This window comes from Streptomyces sp. NPDC026062 (assembly GCF_055568375.1).
The window spans coordinates 170,782-189,193 of the sequence record NZ_JBVHOQ010000006.1 but is presented as its reverse complement, the minus strand read 5'-3'; the positions used below and the strand labels follow the sequence as shown (position 1 = coordinate 189,193).

At 72.8% G+C, this 18,412-nt stretch carries 12 protein-coding genes; 8 read left to right on the top strand and 4 right to left on the bottom strand.

The features are described 5' to 3' along the window. Positions 1-101: 101 nt before the first annotated feature. Together ACZ4LX_RS07785 and ACZ4LX_RS07780 are read left to right on the top strand one after the other, a co-directional pair. A complete protein-coding gene (locus ACZ4LX_RS07785) occupies positions 102-572 on the top strand; it encodes a cation:proton antiporter regulatory subunit (RefSeq protein ID WP_467640125.1) in 471 nt (156 codons plus the stop codon). A gap of 2 nt (positions 573-574) precedes the next feature. Beyond that, entirely contained in the window at positions 575-1,831 is a 1,257-nt protein-coding gene (locus tag ACZ4LX_RS07780; RefSeq protein WP_467640128.1) for a cation:proton antiporter, read from the top strand. A gap of 25 nt (positions 1,832-1,856) precedes the next feature. Here ACZ4LX_RS07780 and ACZ4LX_RS07775 read toward each other — a convergent pair whose 3' ends face one another. Further along, positions 1,857-2,408, bottom strand: coding sequence for a MarR family winged helix-turn-helix transcriptional regulator (locus ACZ4LX_RS07775; RefSeq protein ID WP_467640131.1), 552 nt, complete (start codon positions 2,406-2,408; stop codon positions 1,857-1,859). Positions 2,409-2,568: 160 nt separating this feature from the next. On the opposite strand from ACZ4LX_RS07775, the gene ACZ4LX_RS07770 reads away from it, so the two are divergent. Then, on the top strand, positions 2,569-3,096 hold the full coding sequence (locus tag ACZ4LX_RS07770; RefSeq protein ID WP_467640134.1) for a nitroreductase family deazaflavin-dependent oxidoreductase: 528 nt from the start codon (positions 2,569-2,571) through the stop codon (positions 3,094-3,096). Positions 3,097-3,116: 20 nt separating this feature from the next. Here ACZ4LX_RS07770 and ACZ4LX_RS07765 read toward each other — a convergent pair whose 3' ends face one another. Both ACZ4LX_RS07765 and ACZ4LX_RS07760 read right to left on the bottom strand, forming a co-directional pair. Then, positions 3,117-4,664 carry an MFS transporter gene (locus ACZ4LX_RS07765; RefSeq protein WP_467640136.1) on the bottom strand — a complete coding sequence of 516 codons (1,548 nt, stop codon included), beginning with the start codon at positions 4,662-4,664 and terminating at the stop codon, positions 3,117-3,119. Between the two features lie 180 nt (positions 4,665-4,844). Beyond that, the gene (locus tag ACZ4LX_RS07760) at positions 4,845-5,930 is read right to left on the bottom strand and encodes a PucR family transcriptional regulator (protein ID WP_467640139.1); all 1,086 of its coding nucleotides are present in this window, start codon (positions 5,928-5,930) and stop codon (positions 4,845-4,847) included. Positions 5,931-6,237: 307 nt separating this feature from the next. On the opposite strand from ACZ4LX_RS07760, the gene ACZ4LX_RS07755 reads away from it, so the two are divergent. From ACZ4LX_RS07755 to ACZ4LX_RS07735, 5 genes are all read left to right on the top strand, one after another. Next, entirely contained in the window at positions 6,238-6,885 is a 648-nt protein-coding gene (locus ACZ4LX_RS07755) for a hypothetical protein (protein ID WP_467640142.1), read from the top strand. 190 nt (positions 6,886-7,075) lie between these two features. Beyond that, complete coding sequence (locus ACZ4LX_RS07750; RefSeq protein WP_467640145.1) at positions 7,076-9,175, top strand: flotillin family protein; 2,100 nt, start codon at positions 7,076-7,078, stop codon at positions 9,173-9,175. Between the two features lie 159 nt (positions 9,176-9,334). Continuing rightward, positions 9,335-14,281, top strand: a complete 4,947-nt coding sequence (locus ACZ4LX_RS07745; protein WP_467640148.1) for a DNA repair ATPase — start codon at positions 9,335-9,337, stop codon at positions 14,279-14,281. Positions 14,282-14,311: 30 nt separating this feature from the next. Continuing rightward, entirely contained in the window at positions 14,312-16,336 is a 2,025-nt protein-coding gene (locus ACZ4LX_RS07740; RefSeq protein WP_467640150.1) for an NAD-binding protein, read from the top strand. Positions 16,337-16,406: 70 nt separating this feature from the next. Next, the gene (locus tag ACZ4LX_RS07735; RefSeq protein WP_467640153.1) at positions 16,407-17,045 is read left to right on the top strand and encodes a 3'-5' exonuclease; all 639 of its coding nucleotides are present in this window, start codon (positions 16,407-16,409) and stop codon (positions 17,043-17,045) included. Between the two features lie 105 nt (positions 17,046-17,150). Here the strand turns inward: ACZ4LX_RS07735 and trpS are convergent, their stop codons facing one another. Next, complete coding sequence (trpS, locus tag ACZ4LX_RS07730; RefSeq protein ID WP_467640156.1) at positions 17,151-18,188, bottom strand: tryptophan--tRNA ligase; 1,038 nt, start codon at positions 18,186-18,188, stop codon at positions 17,151-17,153. Between the last annotated feature and the right edge of the window lie 224 nt (positions 18,189-18,412).

Sequence of the window (18,412 nt, the reverse complement as noted above, 5' to 3'; positions counted from 1 at the left end):
GGAACCGCACGGAAGACGGCGGAACCCTCCGGATAAGGTAATGGGCGGCTAAAGAGATCGCCAAGAACGTCAGAACACACCGCGCTCCTCGGGAGGAAGCCATGGGAACCCACCGCACCACGCTGCCCGGAGTCGGCGTGCAGTACGACTACACGACCGAGTCGGGACAGCACATCTCCGTCGTCGTCCACCACGACGGGCGTCGGTTCATCGGCTTCTACGACCAGGACGATCCCGACTCCTGCAAACTCTCCGTACCCCTGACCCCACAGGAGGCCACCGGCCTCGCCCACCTCATCGACGCGGCGCCGATCGACGCCGTGCGGACCGAGGGCATCGACCTCGTCACCGAGCACATCCCGCTCGGGACGCGTTCCCCGTACGGCGGCCGGCTCCTCGGTGAGACCCGGGCGCGGACCCGGACGGGAGCCTCGATCGTGGCGGTGCTGCGCACCCACAGCGCGCATCCGTCGCCCGGACCGGACTTCCGGTTCGCCATCGGGGACACGCTCGTCGCCGTCGGTACGAGGGAGGGCGTCGACACGCTCTCCGAGATCATTGCGGAGGGCTGACCGTGCATGACACGACCGCACTGCTGGTGGAGCTCGGCTCCGTCATCCTGGGGCTGGGCATCATCGGGCGGTTCGCCGGCCGGATAGGGCTCTCCCCGATCCCGCTCTACCTGCTGGCCGGCCTCGCCTTCGGCGAGGGCGGGCTGCTGCCCCTCGGGGCCAGCGAGGAGTTCACCGCCGTGGGCGCCGAGATCGGCGTCATCCTGCTGCTTCTGCTGCTCGGGCTCGAATACAGCGCGTCCGAGCTCGTGACCAGCCTCAAGACCCAGTACCCGTCCGGCGCCGTGGACTTCGTGCTCAACGCGACTCCCGGCGCCGTCGCCGCCCTGCTGCTGGGCTGGGGCCCCGTGGGCGCGGTCGCGCTCGCCGGGGTCACCTGGATCTCCTCGTCCGGGGTGATCGCCAAGGTCCTCGCGGACCTGGGCCGCCTCGGCAACCGCGAGACACCGGTCATCCTCGGAGTGCTGGTCATCGAGGACCTGTCGATGGCCGTCTATCTCCCGCTGCTCACCGCGATGCTCGCGGGCGTCGGCTTCGCCGGGGGCAGCATCGCGCTGCTCGTCGCGCTCGGCACCGTCGGATTCGTGCTCTACCTCGCGCTGCGTCACGGCCGGCTGATCAGCCGGGCCGTGTCCTCCGACAATCCGGAGATGCTGCTGCTCGTCGTGCTCGGGCTGACCGTCCTGGTCGCCGGGGTGGCCCAGCAGTTGCAGGTGTCGGCGGCCGTCGGCGCGTTCCTCGTCGGCATCGCGCTCTCCGGTGAGGTCGCGGAGGGGGCGCGCAAGCTGCTGACCCCGCTGCGGGACCTCTTCGCCGCGGTCTTCTTCGTGTTCTTCGGGCTCTCCACCAACCCCGCGGAGATCCCGCCGGTGCTCCTGCCGGCCGCGCTGCTGGCCGTCGTCACCGTCTTCACCAAGATCGCCACCGGCTGGTACGCGGCCCGGCGGGCCGGTATCGGATCGCGCGGACGCTGGCGCGCGGGCGGCACTCTCGTGGCCCGCGGCGAGTTCTCCATCGTCATCGCCGGCCTCGCCGTGGCGACCGAGCCCCGGATCGGGCCGATCGCCACCGCGTACGTCCTGATCCTCGTCATCGTCGGCCCGCTCACCGCGCGCTGGACCCAGCCGGTGGTCGAGCTGGTCCAGAAGTGGCGCGGCAAGGACGGCGGACCGGCCGCCACCCCCGGTGAGCCCGGCGGGGTCCCCGCCGCGCGGGCGACGGCGGCCCCCCAGGAGGAGCTGGCCAGGTCCGTGGACTGACCCGCGCCCGTGCCGCCGGCAGCCGTCAGCTGTCGTGGGGGGCGGGGAGCTCGGGCACCCAGCCCAGGGGGTAGGCGTCCGCTCCGCCCCCGGGCACGGCCGGCTCACCGCCCGCCGCGGTGAACGCCGTCAGCGCGTCGACCAGCGCGGTGCACTGCTCCGGCGCGAGGCGTTCGACGATGGCGGCGATCTCCCGGCGGCGGGCGGACGTGACGTCCTCCACCAGCCGGCACCCCTCGGGTGTCACCCGCAGCGAGGTCTCCCGGCGGTTGGCCGGGTTCACCTGCCGCTCCGCCAGACCGGCGGCGATCAGCCGGTCCACCATCCGCATCGCCGTCGACGGGTTCACGCCCAGCCGCTCCGCGAGCGAGACCAGCTTGGCGTCCCCGTGCGTGGCCAGCACCACGAGCAGCCGGAACTGGGGCAGCGTCACCCGTTCCTCGACCGTCGCCAGCGAACGGGCGGACACCGCCACCAGCAGCCGGGACGCCGTGAGCACCGCGCGCGTCACCGCGTCGACGTCGTCCCTGCCCGGGACAAACGGTCGTTCTTGAGATGACTGTTCGTGCGCGGTCATGCCTCTTTGTACCGTGCCGAACGACCCTGCCCGAATCCGGGCGCCGTACCGAGGCCCGAACGGAGTCGGACCGGGACCGAGGCCGAAACGGTGTCCAACCGGTACCGAATCCGCAGCTCAACGCCATGACACCACCATTGGACTGTGCAAAATTTGCACCGTGACGTCTGAAACCGCATCTTCGCCCGGCCCGCAGCGACCGCCGCTGCCGACCGGTCCGCGGCGCACCGCCGCCCGGCTGCCCGTTCATATGTTCCGCGCGGGCCTCGGGCCCCTGTTCCGGGGCCGCCTGCTGCTCCTCGTGCATACCGGGCGCATCACGGGACTCTCCCGGCGGACGGTGATCGAGGTCATCGAGTCCGCGACCGTGGACGGCCGGCGGAGCTGGACGGTCGTCTCCGGCTTCGGCCCCAGCGCCGACTGGTTCCGCAACCTGCTCCGTACACCGCACGCCACCGTGCAGGCCGGGCGCAGGTTCCACGCCGTGACGGCGTACGTCCTGCCCGCCGAGGAGGGCGGCTCCCTGATGTCGCGGTACGCGCCCCGCCATCCCCGGACCGCCCGACGGCTCACCGCGTTCATGGGGTTCACGCTCGACGGCAGCGCCGAGGGCTACCGGCTGGCCGGCGAGTCCATCCCGTTCGTCACGCTGGTGGAGAGCGCCGGACGCGCGGGCGGCAGCCGCTGAAACCGCGTGGCCCGGTTGTTTCAGGCCCGCGCCGCCTCGGGTTCCGCGAGGTGGGGGCGGGGTGCGCCCCGGCGGTAGAGGATCACCGTGACCAGCAGCCCGAGGGCGAAGAAGCCGGCCGACCACCAGTAGGCGGTCGAGTAGCTCTCCAGCTGGGCCTGGGCAACCGCGGCCGGGGTGGGCCTGCGGCCCACCAGATAGTCGGTGGCGGCGCTGGTGGCCAGGGTGTTCAGCAGCGCCGTACCGATGGAGCCGCCGACCTGCTGGCTGGTGTTGACCATCGCGGAGGCCACCCCGGCGTCGCGCGGCGCGACCCCGGCCGTGGCCAGGTTCATCGCCGTCGCGAAGATCATGCCGAGGCCCAGGCCCAGGCAGATCAGCGGGGGCAGCACATGGGTGAGGTAGCCGCTGCTCAGGTCCAGGGTGGTCATCCACGCCATGGCGGCTGCCGCGATACCCATGCCGAGGGGCACGATCGGCTTGGCCCCGAACCTCGGCACCAGCGTGTTCGTCGTCGTCACGGACGTCACGATCATGACGGCGACCATGGGCAGGAAGGCCGCGCCGGTGGAGACCGGCGAGTACAGCAGGCTCTTCTGGAGGTAGTACGTAAGGAACAGGAACACGCCGAACATTCCGGCGCCGGAGATGAACATCGCGAGGAACGAGGCCGCCCGGTCCCGGTCCAGCACCACGCGCAGCGGCAGCAGCGGATGTACGGCCCTGGTCTGCCACCACGCGAACGCGGACACGAGCACCGCACCGGCCAGCAGGAACCCCCAGGTCTGGGGCGAACTCCAGGGGTTCGTCTCGGCCTTGGAGAAGCCGAACACGATGCAGAAGAGCCCGGCGGAGACCAGCAGGGTGCCCGGGATGTCGAGCCTGGGGCGGTCGGCGGGCGCGCCGGCGGTGAGCAGGCGTGAGCCGCCGATGAAGGCGACGGCCGCGAACAGCAGGTTCACGTACAGGCACCAGCGCCAGTCCAGGTACTCGGTGAGCACCCCGCCGAGCAGCAGCCCCACCGCACCGCCCGCACCCGCGATGGCGCCGTAGATACCGAAGGCCTTCGCCCGTTCCCTGGGCACGGTGAACGTCGTGGTGAGGAGCGAGAGCGCGGCCGGGGCGAGGAGCGCGCCGAACATGCCCTGCAGGGCGCGGGCCAGCACCAGGATCTCGAAGCTCGGTGCGGCGCCGCCGATGGCCGAGGCGACCGCGAAGCCGACCAGCCCGGTCAGGAACACCACCCGGCGGCCGACCAGGTCGGCGATGCGCCCGCCGAGCAGCAGCAGCGAGCCGAAGGCGAGGGCGTACGCCGTCACGATCCACTGACGGTTTCCGTCGCTGAAGCCGAGGTCCTGCTGGGCGGAGGGCAGCGCGATGTTCACGATGGTCGCGTCGAGGACCACCATCAGCTGGGCCAGCCCGATCACCCCCAGCACCCACCACCGGTGGGAGGGCCCCCGGTCGCGCTCCTGGCCGGGTGCCGTCCCGGACGCCTGCTGGGTGACCACTCGTCCCCGTGGCCCTTCCCCGGACGGTTCCCCTGACTGACGTGCGTGTCGGGCCATGGTGCGGTTCTCCCTCGCTGCACCGGAATCCCCCGACTGATCACGCTAGGCGGAGGTCGGCATCCCCGCACGTGGGGAGCCCGGCCGAGGAACAACGCTGCCGGAATCCGGCAGCGAGGAGGACGGCCGGACAGCCCCCGGGGTCTGAGCCCTCCGCCCCCGGTCCGGAGCCCGGAGCGCTCAGATCTCCTTGGCCGGCCAGTCCAGCAGCCGGGCCCCGATCACCGCGGTCTGGAGGGAGTAGCGGTGCATCGGGTCGGACGGGTCGGAGCCGGTGAGCTGGTGGATCCGCTCCAGCCGGTAGGTCAGCGCCCGCACGCTCAGTGCCAGCCGCCGGGCCGTCTCGGCCGCGACACAGCCCGAGTCGAAGTACACGGAGAGCGTCTTCAGCAGCGGCTCCGCGCCGCCCCGCGCCTGCTGGAGCGGGCCGAGCTCGCTGCGCACCAGATCGGCCATCGCCTGCCGGTCCCGGGTCAGCACGGGGTAGACGAGCAGATCCGCCGCGTACAGCACGGGGTCGTCCAGACCCATCCGGTCCGCCAGGTCGAGCGCGTCGAGCGCCTCGTCGTACGACTGGACCACACCGCCGGGCCCCCGGTGGGCACGGCCGATGGCCACCCGGCCGCCGTCCGTCGCCGCGTGCGCCTGCTTGGCGAAGAACCGCAGGACATCGGGCTGGCTGCCGGGCGCGATACAGATCAGCCGGCCGTCCTTCGTCGTGAGGAGGATCTTGCGGCCGCTGAACCGGGCCAGCAGGGCCGATTCCACCTGCCTCGGCACGGCATCGGTCTCGGTGTACGCCTCCGGGCCCGCCGCCACCGCGACGGCGTGGGCACGGGAGAGCCGCAGCCCGAACCGGGTGGCGCGCTCGGCGAGCCGGCCGAGATCGCTGCGCCCGTACAGCAGGTCGTCGATGAACTCCCGGCGGGCCGCCTCCTCCCGCCGGACGGTGAGGCGCTGGGCGCGCTCGAAACCCTCGGCGAACGCGTCGACCGTCTGCTCCACCACGACCAGCACGCTCTCCGTGGACGCCGCGGTGGTGGCAGCGGTCGCTCCGGGGGCGGCGGCGGGCCAGTTCGTCCGTGTCTCGGCCAGGTGCATACGGACCAGCGCGCGCAGCTGGTGTCCGGCCTCCGCGGCCTGCCTGCCGAGGGTGCGGCGGGTGTCCAGCTCCTCCCTGGTGAGCCGTCGGCCGGAGACGGCGACCTCGCCCAGGATCTGGGCGTAGCCCTCCAGGAAACTGTCGGGAATCACCGGTTCCGCCACGCGCCCGCCCCCTCTGCTGATACGGCACTGATATTTACACAACGCATACACGCCCATGCCGGTGCCCGGCATCGAGCACAGAGAAAGACTGCCGGAGTCCGGCAATGCGGCCGACCACCTGTAGATGACACGATCCCGTCAGCACCAGCCCGGGGGACCACGGGGGAAACACGGGGGTGCAGGGGGACGGGGGAAGACCCGGCTGTCGCAGTGTCGTTGGGACGGCACTGCGGCTCCGGGGTCACCGCCGGACCCTGCGACACGCTCCGGCGGAAGCCGCCGGATACAGCGGGCAGGGGGTGGACCTATGCGGGAGTTTCTGACTGCGGCGCAGTCCTTCCCGGCCGTTCTCTTCTCCGCGGCGCTCGTGGTCGTCATCGCCTTCTGGCTTCTCGTACTGGCCGGTGCGGCCGACCACCACTCGTTCGACGCGGACCTCGACACCGATCTCGCCGGCATCGGCGGCGTGCCCGTCACCGTCTCGGTCTCCGTGATGGTGGCCGTCGGCTGGTTCACCGCCCTGACCGGGACGGTCCTGCTGCACCGCGGCGACACCACCGGCACCACCCGGGCCGCGCTCGCCTTCGGCGTCCTCGCCGGCGCGCTGCTGGTCGCCTGGGTCGTGGTGCGGTTGCTGGTGCGCCACTTCCGCCGCTTCTTCGCCGACGAGCCTCCTCCATCGCGCCAGGACTTCCTGGGTCGGGTCTGCACGATCCGTACCGGCACGGTCGGTACGGACTTCGGCCAGGCCGAGGTCGCCGCGGCCGACGGGTCCACCGCGATCGTCCAGGTGCGCCAACTGGCACCGGCCGAGACCGCGTTCACGGCGGGGAGTGCGGGGCTGCTGTACGCGTACGACGAGGCCGGCGAGTTCTTCTGGGTCTCCCCGTACGACCGGGCGCTCGACCCGGGACCGCCGCCGGCCCCGGAACGTCGGCGCCGCCGCACCGCCTGATCCGGGCGTCGCACCGCCCGGCCGGGGCAGTGCCCGGCCGGAGTGCCGCACTGCCCGGAGCCGCACCGCCCGTCCGTCGTGCCGCCCCGCACCGCCCCGAGCCGCCCTGTGCCGCCCGGCCGGTGTGCCGCGCGCACCCACGTCACTCCGCTCTTTTCCCTTTCCGTACCACCAGCCGCCAAGGACTGTCATGGAAGCCATCTCCTTGGGCCTCGGCCTGCTCATCGCCGTGGTCCTGCTCATCGCGATCGCCCTGCTGCTGATCGTCACCCGGCTCTTCCGCAAGGTGGAACAGGGCAAGGCCCTGATCATCTCCAAGACCAAGAAGGTCGACGTGACCTTCACCGGCGCCGTCGTCCTGCCGGTGCTGCACAAGGCCGAGTCCATGGACATCTCGGTCAAGACGATCGAGATCCGCCGCACCGGGCGCGAGGGCCTGATCTGCCAGGACAACATCCGCGCCGACATCCACATCACGTTCTTCGTCCGGGTCAACAAGACCGTCGAGGACGTCATCAAGGTCGCCCAGGCCATCGGTACGGAACGGGCCAGCGACAAGGTGGCGATCCAGGAGTTCTTCGCGGCGAAGTTCTCCGAGGCGCTGAAGACCGTCGGCAAGCAGCTGGACTTCGTCGACCTCTACACCAAGCGCGAGGAGTTCCGGGACCGGATCATCCGGGTCATCGGCACCGATCTGAACGGCTACCACCTCGACGACGCGGCGATCGACTTCCTTGAGCAGACGCCCATGGCACAGCTCGACGGCGCCAACATCCTCGATGCCCAGGGCATTCGCAAGATCACCGAGCTCACCGCGATCGAGCACGTGAGGACCAACGAGTTCCAGCGCACCGAGCAGAAGGAGATCACCCGGCAGGACGTGGACGCCCGGGAGACCATCCTGGAGCTGGAGCGCCGGCAGGCCGAGGCCGAGATCAAGCAGCGCCGCGAGGTCGAGACGCTGCGCGCCCGCGAGGAGGCCGCAACCGCCCGGGTCCAGGAGGAGGAACGCCTGGGCGCGCAGGCCGCGTTCATCCGGACCGAGGAGCAGCTCGGCATCCAGCGGGAGAACCAGGCACGGGAGATCGCCGTCGCGCAGAAGAACCGCGAGCGGGTCATCGCCGTGGAGAACGAGCGCATCGAGAAGGACCGGCTGATCGAAGTCATCGGACGCGAGCGGCAGACCGAGCTCGACCGCATCGCCGCGACGAAGGAGGTCGAGGCGGAGCGCCGTGAGGTCGCCGACGTGATCCGCGAGCGCATCGCGGTGGACCGTACGGTCGCCGAGCAGGAGGAGTCCATCAGGACCCTGCGGTCCGTCGAGGAGTCCGAGCGCACCCGCAAGTCCGTCATCATCGCCGCGGAGGCGGAGGCGCAGGAGCAGCTGGTCAAGGACATCAAGGCGGCGGAGGCCGCCGAGGCCGCGGCCACGCACCGGGCCGCCGAGCAGCTGACGCTCGCCGAGGCCCGGCTGAAGACCGCGGATCTGGACGCGCGGGCCAAGCTGCGGCTGGCCGAGGGGATCCAGGCCGAGTCGGCGGCCCCCGGACTCGCGGACGTGCAGGTGCGGGACGCGGCGGCCGAGGTCCTGGAGAAGACCGGTCTGGCCGAGGCCGGGGCGGCGTCGGCCCGGCTGCGGGCCGAGGCGGAGGGAGCCAGGCTCAAGGCGCTCGCGCTGGCCGAGGGCACCCAGGCCCAGGCGGCCGCGGAGGCGGCGATGATCGGCGAGAAGCTGAAGGCCGAGGCGGCGGGGCTGACGGAGAAGGCGGCCGCGATGGCGGCACTCGACGACGCCTCGCGCGGACACGAGGAGTACCGGCTGCGGCTGGCCGCGGAGAAGGAGATCCGGCTCGCCGGGATGGAGGTCCAGCGGCAGGTCGCCGAGGCGCAGGCGACGGTGCTGGCCACCGGCCTGGAGAACGCCGACATCGACATCGTCGGCGGGGAGTCGGTCTTCTTCGACCGGCTGGTCTCGTCCATCTCGATGGGCAAGAGCCTCGACGGGTTCGTCGAGAACTCCGACACGGCGAAGGCGCTGGGCGGAGCGTGGCTGAACGGCACGTCGTCGTTCACGGACGACCTGACCCGGGTGCTGGGCTCGGTGTCGTCGGGTGATGTGCAGAACCTGACGGTGTCGGCGCTGCTGATGCGGATGATGGCCGCGCCGGGCGGTGGCGCGGGCGCGGACCAGGTACGTCAGCTCCTCGACCACGCCCGGTCGCTGGGACTGGCCGACGTACCGGTCGGCGCGGCGGCGAACCCGTCCCGCAACGGTACGCCGGTGACGTAGCGGGTCCGTCCGTCCCCGGTCGCCGGACGGGCCGGAAGTGGCCGCACTCCGGGCCCGCCCGGCAACGGGGAACACCACCGGCCGCACACCCGGCCCGCCCGGCGACCGGGGACACCGACGCCGCAGCCCACCCACCCGCCCCGTAAGGAGCCGCACCGCATGGACACCGCCATCACATCGCCCCCGGACGGCCCCGAGGACGGCGTCTACGACGTGCTGCGGCGGCGGCTGCGCACCCAGGCCGCCGAGCTCGCCCGCCGTGCCGAGGCACTCAACGCACGCCGGACCGAGGAGTTCGGCTCCACCGGCCTGCGCCTGCTCGGCAGCGAGCGGATCCGTACCGAGCGGCCCTCCGTCCCCCGTGACCTCGTCGCGATCGGCGGACAGCTGCTGTTCGGCTTCGAGCGCGGCCCCGGCCGGAGCGACGAGCCCGCCGTCGAGGAGGTACTCGCGCTGTACGGCCCCGACCTCGGGCCCGGCAGCCACCCGCTCCTCACCGACGAAGCACTCGTGCGCGAGTTCACCGGCCTGCACCGCTACTACCGCGACACCCGGCTGCTCCGGCTCCGCCGTACCGAGGGCCGGCTCCTGGCCGTGTTCCGGACCGGCGACACCGCCGAGGACATCCGCGTCCTGCGCTGGGCGCTCGACGCCGACGGCTCGCCCGGTGACTTCCTCGACGCGCGCGGCGAGCGCGACCACGTGTTCCCGCCGTCGCACGACTTCACCTGGACCGTCGCGGGCCGCGAGGCGCACATCGCCGGGCGGCACCCGCACATCGCCATCGGCACGGACGACACGGGCAGCACCGGGGAGGGGGACCCGGCGCCGCTCTTCGTCTCCACGCTCGGCGGGTATCTCACGCTCAAGACCGAGGACGACACGGAGACCCCCGACGGGATCTACCGGGAGCCGGTCGCCGAACCCCTCCAGTCGCTCGCCGACGCCGAGGTCGAGTACGCGCGGAGCGGCCCGCTCGTGCTGCTGCGCATCCGCCCGTACAAGGAGGAGGCCTGGCGCCATCTCGTCTTCAACCGGCTGCTCGGCACCGTCCAGCGGCTGGACGGGATCGGCCCCGCCTGCCACCGGCTCCCCGAGGACCAGGGGATCATCTTCCCCGGCGGCTACTACCTGACCGCCGGCACCGCCAAGACCTTCGACATCGCCCGGCCGCTCACCGGCCCGGTCTTCGAAGGGGCCGTCCGCTCCCCCAACGGCGAGGACGTCCTGTACGTGTTCCGCTCGCGGGAGGACGGGCGGAGCCTGCTGCTCCCGTACAACGTGATCCGGCAGGAGGTCGCCACCCCGCTCCAGGGCCGGGGCCACGCGCTGCTCGACGACGGCACGCTCGTGCTGCTGCGGGACCCCGTGGAGGGAGGGGACGAGGGTCCGGCCCGCGTCCATCCGGTGCGGCGCTGGCGGACGCCGTACGTCTCCGACACCTACGCGGCCTCCCGCCCCGTCGGGACGGGCCCGCTCGCCCGGGTCGGCAACGCCGACCTCGTGCGTGGCATCTCCGACTGCCTCGCGCTCGCGCACAGCGCCGAAACAACCACCTCGACCACTGCCGTGTACGCCCGTCTGGTCGCCGACTGCTCGCGCGCCACCGATCGGTACCACTGGCTGGAGGAGAGCGAACTCGGCTCCCTCGCTGAGCCGTTGGCCGCACTGCGCGATACCGCCCAGCAGGTGCTGGCCGAGTTCGGCGCCGTACAGGAGCAGACCCGGCAGGCCGCCGAGGCGCTTGCCGAGACGGCGGACCGGATCACCGCACTCGTGCGCCGGGTCCGGGGAGAGGCACCCCGCACGGCCGCCGACTGGGTCGACCGGCTGACCGGGCTGCGGGCGGCACACGGCCATCTGGCGTCGCTCGCGGAGATGCGGTACGCCGACACCGGGCGGATCGCCGAACTCACCGCCGCCACCGCCGAGGACCTCACCGCGGCGGGCCGGCGCGCGGTCGCGTTCCTGTCCGGGGACGACGCGTTCACCGGCTACCACGAGGACGTCGCCCGTTACACCGAGGAGGCCGCCGCCCTCGCCACCGTCACCGACGCGACCGCGCTCGGCGAGCGGCTGGCGGGGATGACGGACGGGCTGAGCACGGTGACGGAGGTCGTCGCCGGGCTCGACATCGGCGACGGCGTGGTCCGCACCTCCATCCTGGAGCGGATCGCGGAGGTGCTCGGCGGGGTGAACCGGGCCCGCGCCACACTCGAAGCCCGCCGCCGCGCGCTGCTCGACCAGGAGGGCCGGGCCGAGTTCGCCGCCGAGTTCGCGCTGCTCGGGCAGGCCGTCACGGCCGGGCTGGCCGCCGCGGACACCCCGGACACCTGTGACGACCAGCTTGCGCGGCTCCTGCTCCAACTGGAGAACCTGGAGGCCCGGTTCGCCGAGTTCGACGACTTCCTGGCCGAGCTGGGTGAGCGGCGGACGGAGGTGTACGAGGCGTTCTCGGCCCGCCGGCAGGCCCTCCAGGACGCCCTCGCCCGCCGGACCGAGCGCCTCGCGGCCTCCGCCGCCCGGGTGCTGGAGACCATCGCGCGCCGGGGTTCCACCCTGTCCGACACGGACGCCGTGCACACCTACTTCGCCTCCGACCCGATGGTCGCCAAGATCCGCCGCACCGCCGACGAGCTGCGCGGACTCGGTGACACGGTCAGGGCCGAGGAGCTGGAGGGGCAGCTGCTGGCCGCCCGCCAGGAGGCGGGGCGTGCGCTGCGCGACCGCGGCGAGCTCTACGCGGACGGCGGGGCGACGATCCGGCTGGGCCGGCACCGCTTCGCGGTGAACACCCAGCCGTTCGAGCTGACTCTGGTGCCGCAGGGGGACGGGCTCGCGTTCGCCGTCACCGGAACCGACTACCGGGCCCCCGTCACCGACCCGGACTTCACCGCCACCCGCCCGTACTGGGACCAGCTGCTGCCCTCCGAGTCCCCGTCCGTCTACCGGGGCGAACACCTGGCCGCCCGGCTCCTCGACGAGCACGGCGCGGACGCGCTGCGCTCCCTGGGCGACGCCGAACTCGCTTCTCTGGTGCGGGAGTCGGCCGCCGCCGCGTACGACGAGGGGTATCAGCGCGGCGTCCACGACGAGGACGCCACGGCGATCCTGGCCGCCCTGCTGCGGCTGCACGCGGCCGCGGGGCTGCTGCGCTTCACCCCCGCCGTGCGGGCCGCCGCCCAGCTCTTCTGGGCGTACGGGACGGACGAAGTCCGCCGGACGTCCTGGACCCGCCGGGCCCGCTCACTGGCGCGCGCCCGCGCGACGTTCGGCCTCACCCCGGCCGTCACCGAACTCCAGGAGGAGTGGGCGGCGGCCGTACGGGGGGACCATGGCCGCGCCGTGGCCGGCTACCTCTTCGAGGAGCTGACGAGCGGGCCCGAGGGCTTCGTCACCGCCGCGTCCGTCCGTACCTTCCTGGACAAGTTCCGCCGGACCACTGGCACTTCCGCCTACGACGAGGATCTCGCCGCCCTCGGGGACGATCTGCCGGCCCGCCGCCAGCTCGTCGAGGGCTGGCTCACCTCGTACGCGCGGGCGAGCGGCACGGACCTGGACGCGGACGATCTCGCGGAGGCCGTCGCCGTCGAGCTCTGCCCCGAGCCGGTCCTGGCCCGCTACGAGGGCGACGCCCCGCTCACCGAGACCGTGGAAGGCCTGCTGGGCGTCCACCCGCGCGCCGAGCGGGGCCGGATGACCGTGCGCATCGATGAACTCCTGTTCCGTACCGAGAAGTTCCGTACGGCAGTCGTCCCGGGTTTCCGTGCCTACCAGCGGCGGCGCACCGCCCTGGTCGCCACCGAACGCGCCCGGCTGCGGCTGGACGACCACCGGCCGCGCGTGATGTCGGCGTTCGTCCGCAACCAGCTGCTCGACGAGGTGTACCTGCCGCTGATCGGCGACAGCCTCGCCAAGCAGCTCGGCACCGCCGACGCCGGACGGCGCACCGACTCGCAGGGCCTGCTGCTGCTCGTATCGCCGCCCGGCTACGGCAAGACGACGCTCATGGAGTACGTCGCCGACCGGCTCGGCCTGGTCATCGTCAAGGTCAGCGGCCCCAGCCTCGGCCACGACGTCACCTCGCTGGACCCCGCGCAGGCGCGCAGCGCGACCGCCCGCCAGGAGATCGAGAAGATCAACTTCGCCCTGGAGGCGGGCAACAACACCCTGCTCCACATCGACGACATCCAGCACACCTCGCCGGAACTGCTCCAGAAGTTCATCCCGCTCTGCGACGCCACCCGCCGGATCGAGGGCGTACGGGACGGCGAGCCGCGCAGCCACGACCTGCGGGGCAAGCGGTTCGCCGTGTGCATGACGGGCAACCCGTACACCGAGTCCGGGGAACGGTTCAGGGTCCCCGACATGCTCGCCAACCGGGCCGACGTCTGGAACCTGGGCGAGGTGCTGAGCGGGCGCGAGGACGTCTTCGCCCTGAGCTTCGTCGAGAACGCGCTGACCTCGAACCCGGTGCTGGCCCCGCTCGCGGGCCGCTCGCGCGAGGACCTCGCACTGCTGCTGCGGCTCGCCTCCGGCACCGATGCCACCGCCCGCGCGGACCGGCTCCAGCACCCCTGCACACCGGCCGAGGTGGACCGGATCACCGCCGTGCTCCGCCATCTGCTGCACGCCCGCGACACCGTCCTCGCGGTCAACGCCGCGTACATGGCGTCGGCCGCTCAGACGGACGCGGCGCGCACCGAGCCGCCGTTCCGTCTCCAGGGCTCGTACCGCAACATGAACCGGATCGCCGAGCGCATCGTGCCCGTGATGAACGACGCCGAACTGTCCGCCGTCATCGAGGACCACTACGCGGGCGAGGCGCAGACGCTGACCTCGGGCGCCGAAGGGGCCCTGCTGAAACTCGGGGCCCTGCGCGGCACGCTGACCCCGGGGCAGGCCGAGCGGTGGTCCGCCGTCACCGCCTCGTACGTCCGCGAACAGGCGCTCGGCGGGGCCGAAGGCGATCCGCTGACCCGTGCGGTGGCCGCGCTCGGGCTGCTCGCGGACCGGATCGCGGCGGTCGAGACCGCGATCGGCCGGGCCGCCGACCCGCGCCGGCCGCTCGCCCGCCCGGCGTCCGGAACACACGAGGACCACTGAACCGTACCGACCAGGAGAAGAGGGCAAGGCATGCTGGGTCATGTGACGTCTCTTCCTCAGCAACCCCAACGCTCGCCGTTCTCCGGTCACATGGTCGTCTGCGGTGACGACGCGCTCGCCCAGCGGCTCGCGGTGGAGCTGCGGTACGTCTACGGGGAGCGGGTCACCCTGGTCCTGCCGCCGGACCCCGGCGCGTCCAGACCCGAACTGCCGCTGACCGGGCGGGGCCGGGCGGCCGCGCTGTTCGGCCGGATGTCGTCGGCGATGAACCGCAACGGCGGTTTCGGGAACGGCGGTTTCGGCAACGGCCCTTCCGGGACCGGGGACAGCGACACGAACGCCGGTGTGGAGGCGGTGCGCATTCTCCAGGCGGCCGAACCGTCCGACGAGGCGTTCGAGGAGGCCGGCGTCGGATCCGCGGCGGCCCTGGCCCTCGTCTACGACGACGACGAGCGCAACATCCGCGCCGCGCTGACCGCGCGCAGGCTCAACCCCCGTCTGCGGCTGGTGATCCGGCTCTACAACCGCAAGCTCGGCCAGCATCTGGAGGCGCTGCTCGACCAGACGGCCGCCGTCGCGTCGCCCGGCATCGACCCGTCCGCGCTGGACGCCTCCACCACCGTCCTGTCGGACGCAGACACCGCGGCCCCCGCCCTCGCGGCGACGGCGCTCGCCGGTTCCAGCAAGGTGATCCAGGCGGAGGGCCTGCTCCTGCGGGCGGCCGAGCGCACCCCGCCCGGCGACGGCCGGGTCGCCGACCCGGGCCTGTGCACGCTGGCCCTGCTCTCCTCCACCACCCATGACCCGGCGGGCACCGAGGGCTCCGACAGCAGCGGCGACGAGGGGCCCCGGCTGCTGCCCGACCAGGCGCAGGTGGCCGCCGCGACGGGACGCGGGACGATCGTCCTGGAAGCGGTCAGCCAGGTCGGCCAGGCCGGGCCCCGGCGCCGGATGCGCGGCCGGGGAGCACCGCTGAGCCAGGTCTTCTCGCGTCGGCTGCGCTGGTCCGCGCTGGGCGTCGGCCTGGCCGTGGTGGCCCTCGCGGTGGCGTCCTCGTTCACCACCGGGGACGATCCGCTGCACGCCGCCTACCTCACCCTGCTCGACCTGTTCGCGATGGGCGACCCGGCCATCGGGGACGAGACCGCCCGCCAGATCATCCAGCTCCTGTCGGGCGTCGCCGGGCTGATGCTGCTGCCGCTGCTGGTGGCCGGGGTGCTGGAGGCCTTCGGCTCACTCCGGACGGCCTCCTCGCTGCGCCGCCCGCCGCGCGGACTCTCCGGGCACGTGGTGCTGCTGGGACTCGGCAAGATCGGCACCCGGGTCCTGGTCCAGCTGCGCGAACTCGGCATCCCCGTGGTGTGCGTGGAGGACGACCCGGACGCCCGGGGCATCCCGGTGGCCCGCCGGCTGCACGTACCGGTGGTCATCGGGGACGTCACGCAGGAAGGCGTCCTGGAGGCGGCGAAGATCCGCCGCTCCCGTGCCCTGCTTGCCCTGACCAGCATCGACACCACCAATCTGGAGGCCGCGCTGTACGCCCGCTCGGTCAAGCCGGATCTGCGGGTGACGCTGCGGCTGTTCGAAGACGAGTTCGCGACCGCCGTCTACCGCACCCTGCGCACCGCCCACCCGCAGGCGCTGACCCGCTCCCGCTCGGTCTCCCATCTGGCGGCGCCCTCGTTCGCCGTCGCCATGATGGGCCGCCAGATCCTGGGCGCGGTGCCGGTCGAACGGAAGGTGATGCTGTTCGCGGCGGTGGAGGTGGCGGGGCACTCGCAGCTGGAGGGCCGCACCGTGGAGCAGGCGTTCCGGGCCGGGGCGTGGCGGGTCCTCGCCCTGGACGTGGCCGCGCCCGCCGACCGCCGGCCGGACCTGACCGCCCCCGCCCCGCCCCCGCAGACCCCCGGTGCCGCCCAGGACCGGCCGGGCGGCCTCGTCTGGAACCTGCACCCCGGCTACGTCCTTCAGCCCACCGACCGGGTGGTGATCGCCGCGACCCGCCGAGGCCTGGCGGAACTGCTGCGCAGGCGCGGCTCGTTGACCCGGAACTGACGGACCGGCCCGCCCGGGTGCCCCGGAAATCGGAGTGCTTGGGCGGGCCGGTCCGCCTACCGTGGCGTTCATGGACCAGGAACCGGCGGAGTACCTGCTCAATGTCGTCGACATCGAGGCGACCTGCTGGGACGGGCAGCCGCCGCCGGGCGCGGTGAGCGAGATCATCGAGATCGGGCTGACCGTCGTCGATCTGCGGGCGCGCGAACGCCTGGCCCGCCACCGCATCCTGGTCCGGCCGGCCCGCTCCTCGGTCAGCGCCTTCTGCACCGGGCTGACGGGCCTCACCCAGGCCGAGGTGGCCACCGGACTCCCCTTCGCCGACGCCTGCCGGCTGCTGGCGTCCGAGCACCGGGCGGGGTCCCGGCCCTGGGCGAGCTGGGGCGACTACGACCGCAACCAGTTCCTCCGGCAGTGCCGGGCGACCGGCACCCCGTACCCGTTCGGCCGCCGCCACGCCAACGCCAAGATCCCCTTCACCTCGGTCCACGGCCTGCGCAAACGCCCCGGCATGGACACGGCCCTGAAGATCGCGGGCCTTCCCCTGGAGGGCCGCCACCACAGCGGCGCCGACGACGCGTGGAACATCGCGGCGCTGATCCTGGACATCGAGGCCCGGGGCGGCCGGCCGGCGGACGAGCCCGGCCAGGAGGAGCACGGCGACTCCTGGGAGGCGTACTCGCCCTGGCATCACGGCCCCACCCGCTGAGCACCGTTCCGCGCCCCGGCCCCCGGACACCCGCACCTCAGCTCCCGCGCCCCGCCCGCCGGGCAGTGGCCCGCGCCCTGGTCCCGGGCACCGTCCCGCGCCCCCTCAGAACAGGCCGCCCATCGCCTTCCGCACCTCCGCGAGCGTCACGTCGGCGACGGCGTTGGCGCGTTCGTTGCCGGCCCGCAGTACGGATCTCACGTACCCCATGTCCCGTGCCAGTTCCGCCCGTCGGGCCCGCATCGGTGCCATCCGGGTGTTGACCGCGTCGGTCACGGTCCGCTTCAGCGCGGCCGCGCCCCGGCCCCCGATCTCCTCGGCCACGTCGTGCGGATCGCGGTCGAGGCAGAGCGCGGCGAGCCGCACGAGACCGGACACCCCGGGCCGCCCCTCGGGGTCGTAGGTGATGTGCCGCTCGGCGTCCGTCGTCGCGCCCTTGATCAGGCGGGCCGTCTCGTCCGCGTCGGCGCTCAGCGCGACGGAGTTGGCGCGGCTCTTGCTCATCTTCGTGCCGTCGGTGCCGAGCAGCAGGGGCGCGGCGGAGAGCAGCGCCTCGGGTTCCGGGAAGAGCTGTCCGTAGCGCTCGTTGAAGCGCCGGGCGACGGTCCTGGTCACTTCGAGATGGGGCACCTGGTCCTGGCCGACCGGCACCAGATTGCCCTTGCAGAAGAGGATGTCGGCCGCCTGATGGACGGGGTAGGTGAACATCAGCCCGCTGACGGCCGCCTGCCGGGAGTGCGCGATCTCGTCCTTGACCGTGGGATTGCGCCCCAGTTCGGCGACGGAGACCAGGCTCAGGAACGGCAGCAGCAGCTGGTTGAGCGCGGGTACGGCGCTGTGGTTGAAGATCACCGAACGTTCCGGGTCGATGCCGACGGCCAGGTAGTCCAGCAGCAGCCCCTCCATGACCGGGGTGAGCCGTTCCGCCACGTCCCGGTCGGTGAGCACCTGGTAGTCGGCGACGAGGACGAACACCTCCACCCCGAGATTCTGGAGCCGCACCCGGTTGTGGAGGGTGCCGAAGTAGTGCCCGAGGTGCAGCGCCCCGGTGGGACGGTCGCCGGTCAGGACCCGGAAGGCGGCGGGGTCCCGCTCGATCCGCTCGTCGAGTGCGGCGGTGGGGCCCGGGTGGGTCGTGGTCATGGCTGGTCTCTCCTCGCGATGGTGTGTGCGTGGAGGACGGCCCTCGCCGGGCTCGGAGCCCGTACCGGAGAAGGGCAGAGAAAAAGGGCCGTCCGTGACGAACGGCCCTGGTCCCGCGCTGAAGAGGTGGCCGCTCCTAGGAGGAGCGCCACCAGTTCCGGCGCGGTACGAAGGTCATGGGCAGAGCTTAACCGGGGCGCGGTCCGGTCACGGGGAATTCCGCC

Coding starts and splice junctions, on each gene's coding strand:
- ACZ4LX_RS07735 (WP_467640153.1), top strand. CDS start 16,407: ATGGACCAGGAACCGGCGGAGTACCTGCTCAATGTCGTCGACATCGAG.
- trpS (WP_467640156.1), bottom strand. CDS start 18,188: ATGACCACGACCCACCCGGGCCCCACCGCCGCACTCGACGAGCGGATC.
- ACZ4LX_RS07750 (WP_467640145.1), top strand. CDS start 7,076: ATGGAAGCCATCTCCTTGGGCCTCGGCCTGCTCATCGCCGTGGTCCTG.
- ACZ4LX_RS07775 (WP_467640131.1), bottom strand. CDS start 2,408: ATGACCGCGCACGAACAGTCATCTCAAGAACGACCGTTTGTCCCGGGC.
- ACZ4LX_RS07765 (WP_467640136.1), bottom strand. CDS start 4,664: ATGGCCCGACACGCACGTCAGTCAGGGGAACCGTCCGGGGAAGGGCCA.
- ACZ4LX_RS07755 (WP_467640142.1), top strand. CDS start 6,238: ATGCGGGAGTTTCTGACTGCGGCGCAGTCCTTCCCGGCCGTTCTCTTC.
- ACZ4LX_RS07740 (WP_467640150.1), top strand. CDS start 14,312: ATGCTGGGTCATGTGACGTCTCTTCCTCAGCAACCCCAACGCTCGCCG.
- ACZ4LX_RS07785 (WP_467640125.1), top strand. CDS start 102: ATGGGAACCCACCGCACCACGCTGCCCGGAGTCGGCGTGCAGTACGAC.
- ACZ4LX_RS07745 (WP_467640148.1), top strand. CDS start 9,335: ATGGACACCGCCATCACATCGCCCCCGGACGGCCCCGAGGACGGCGTC.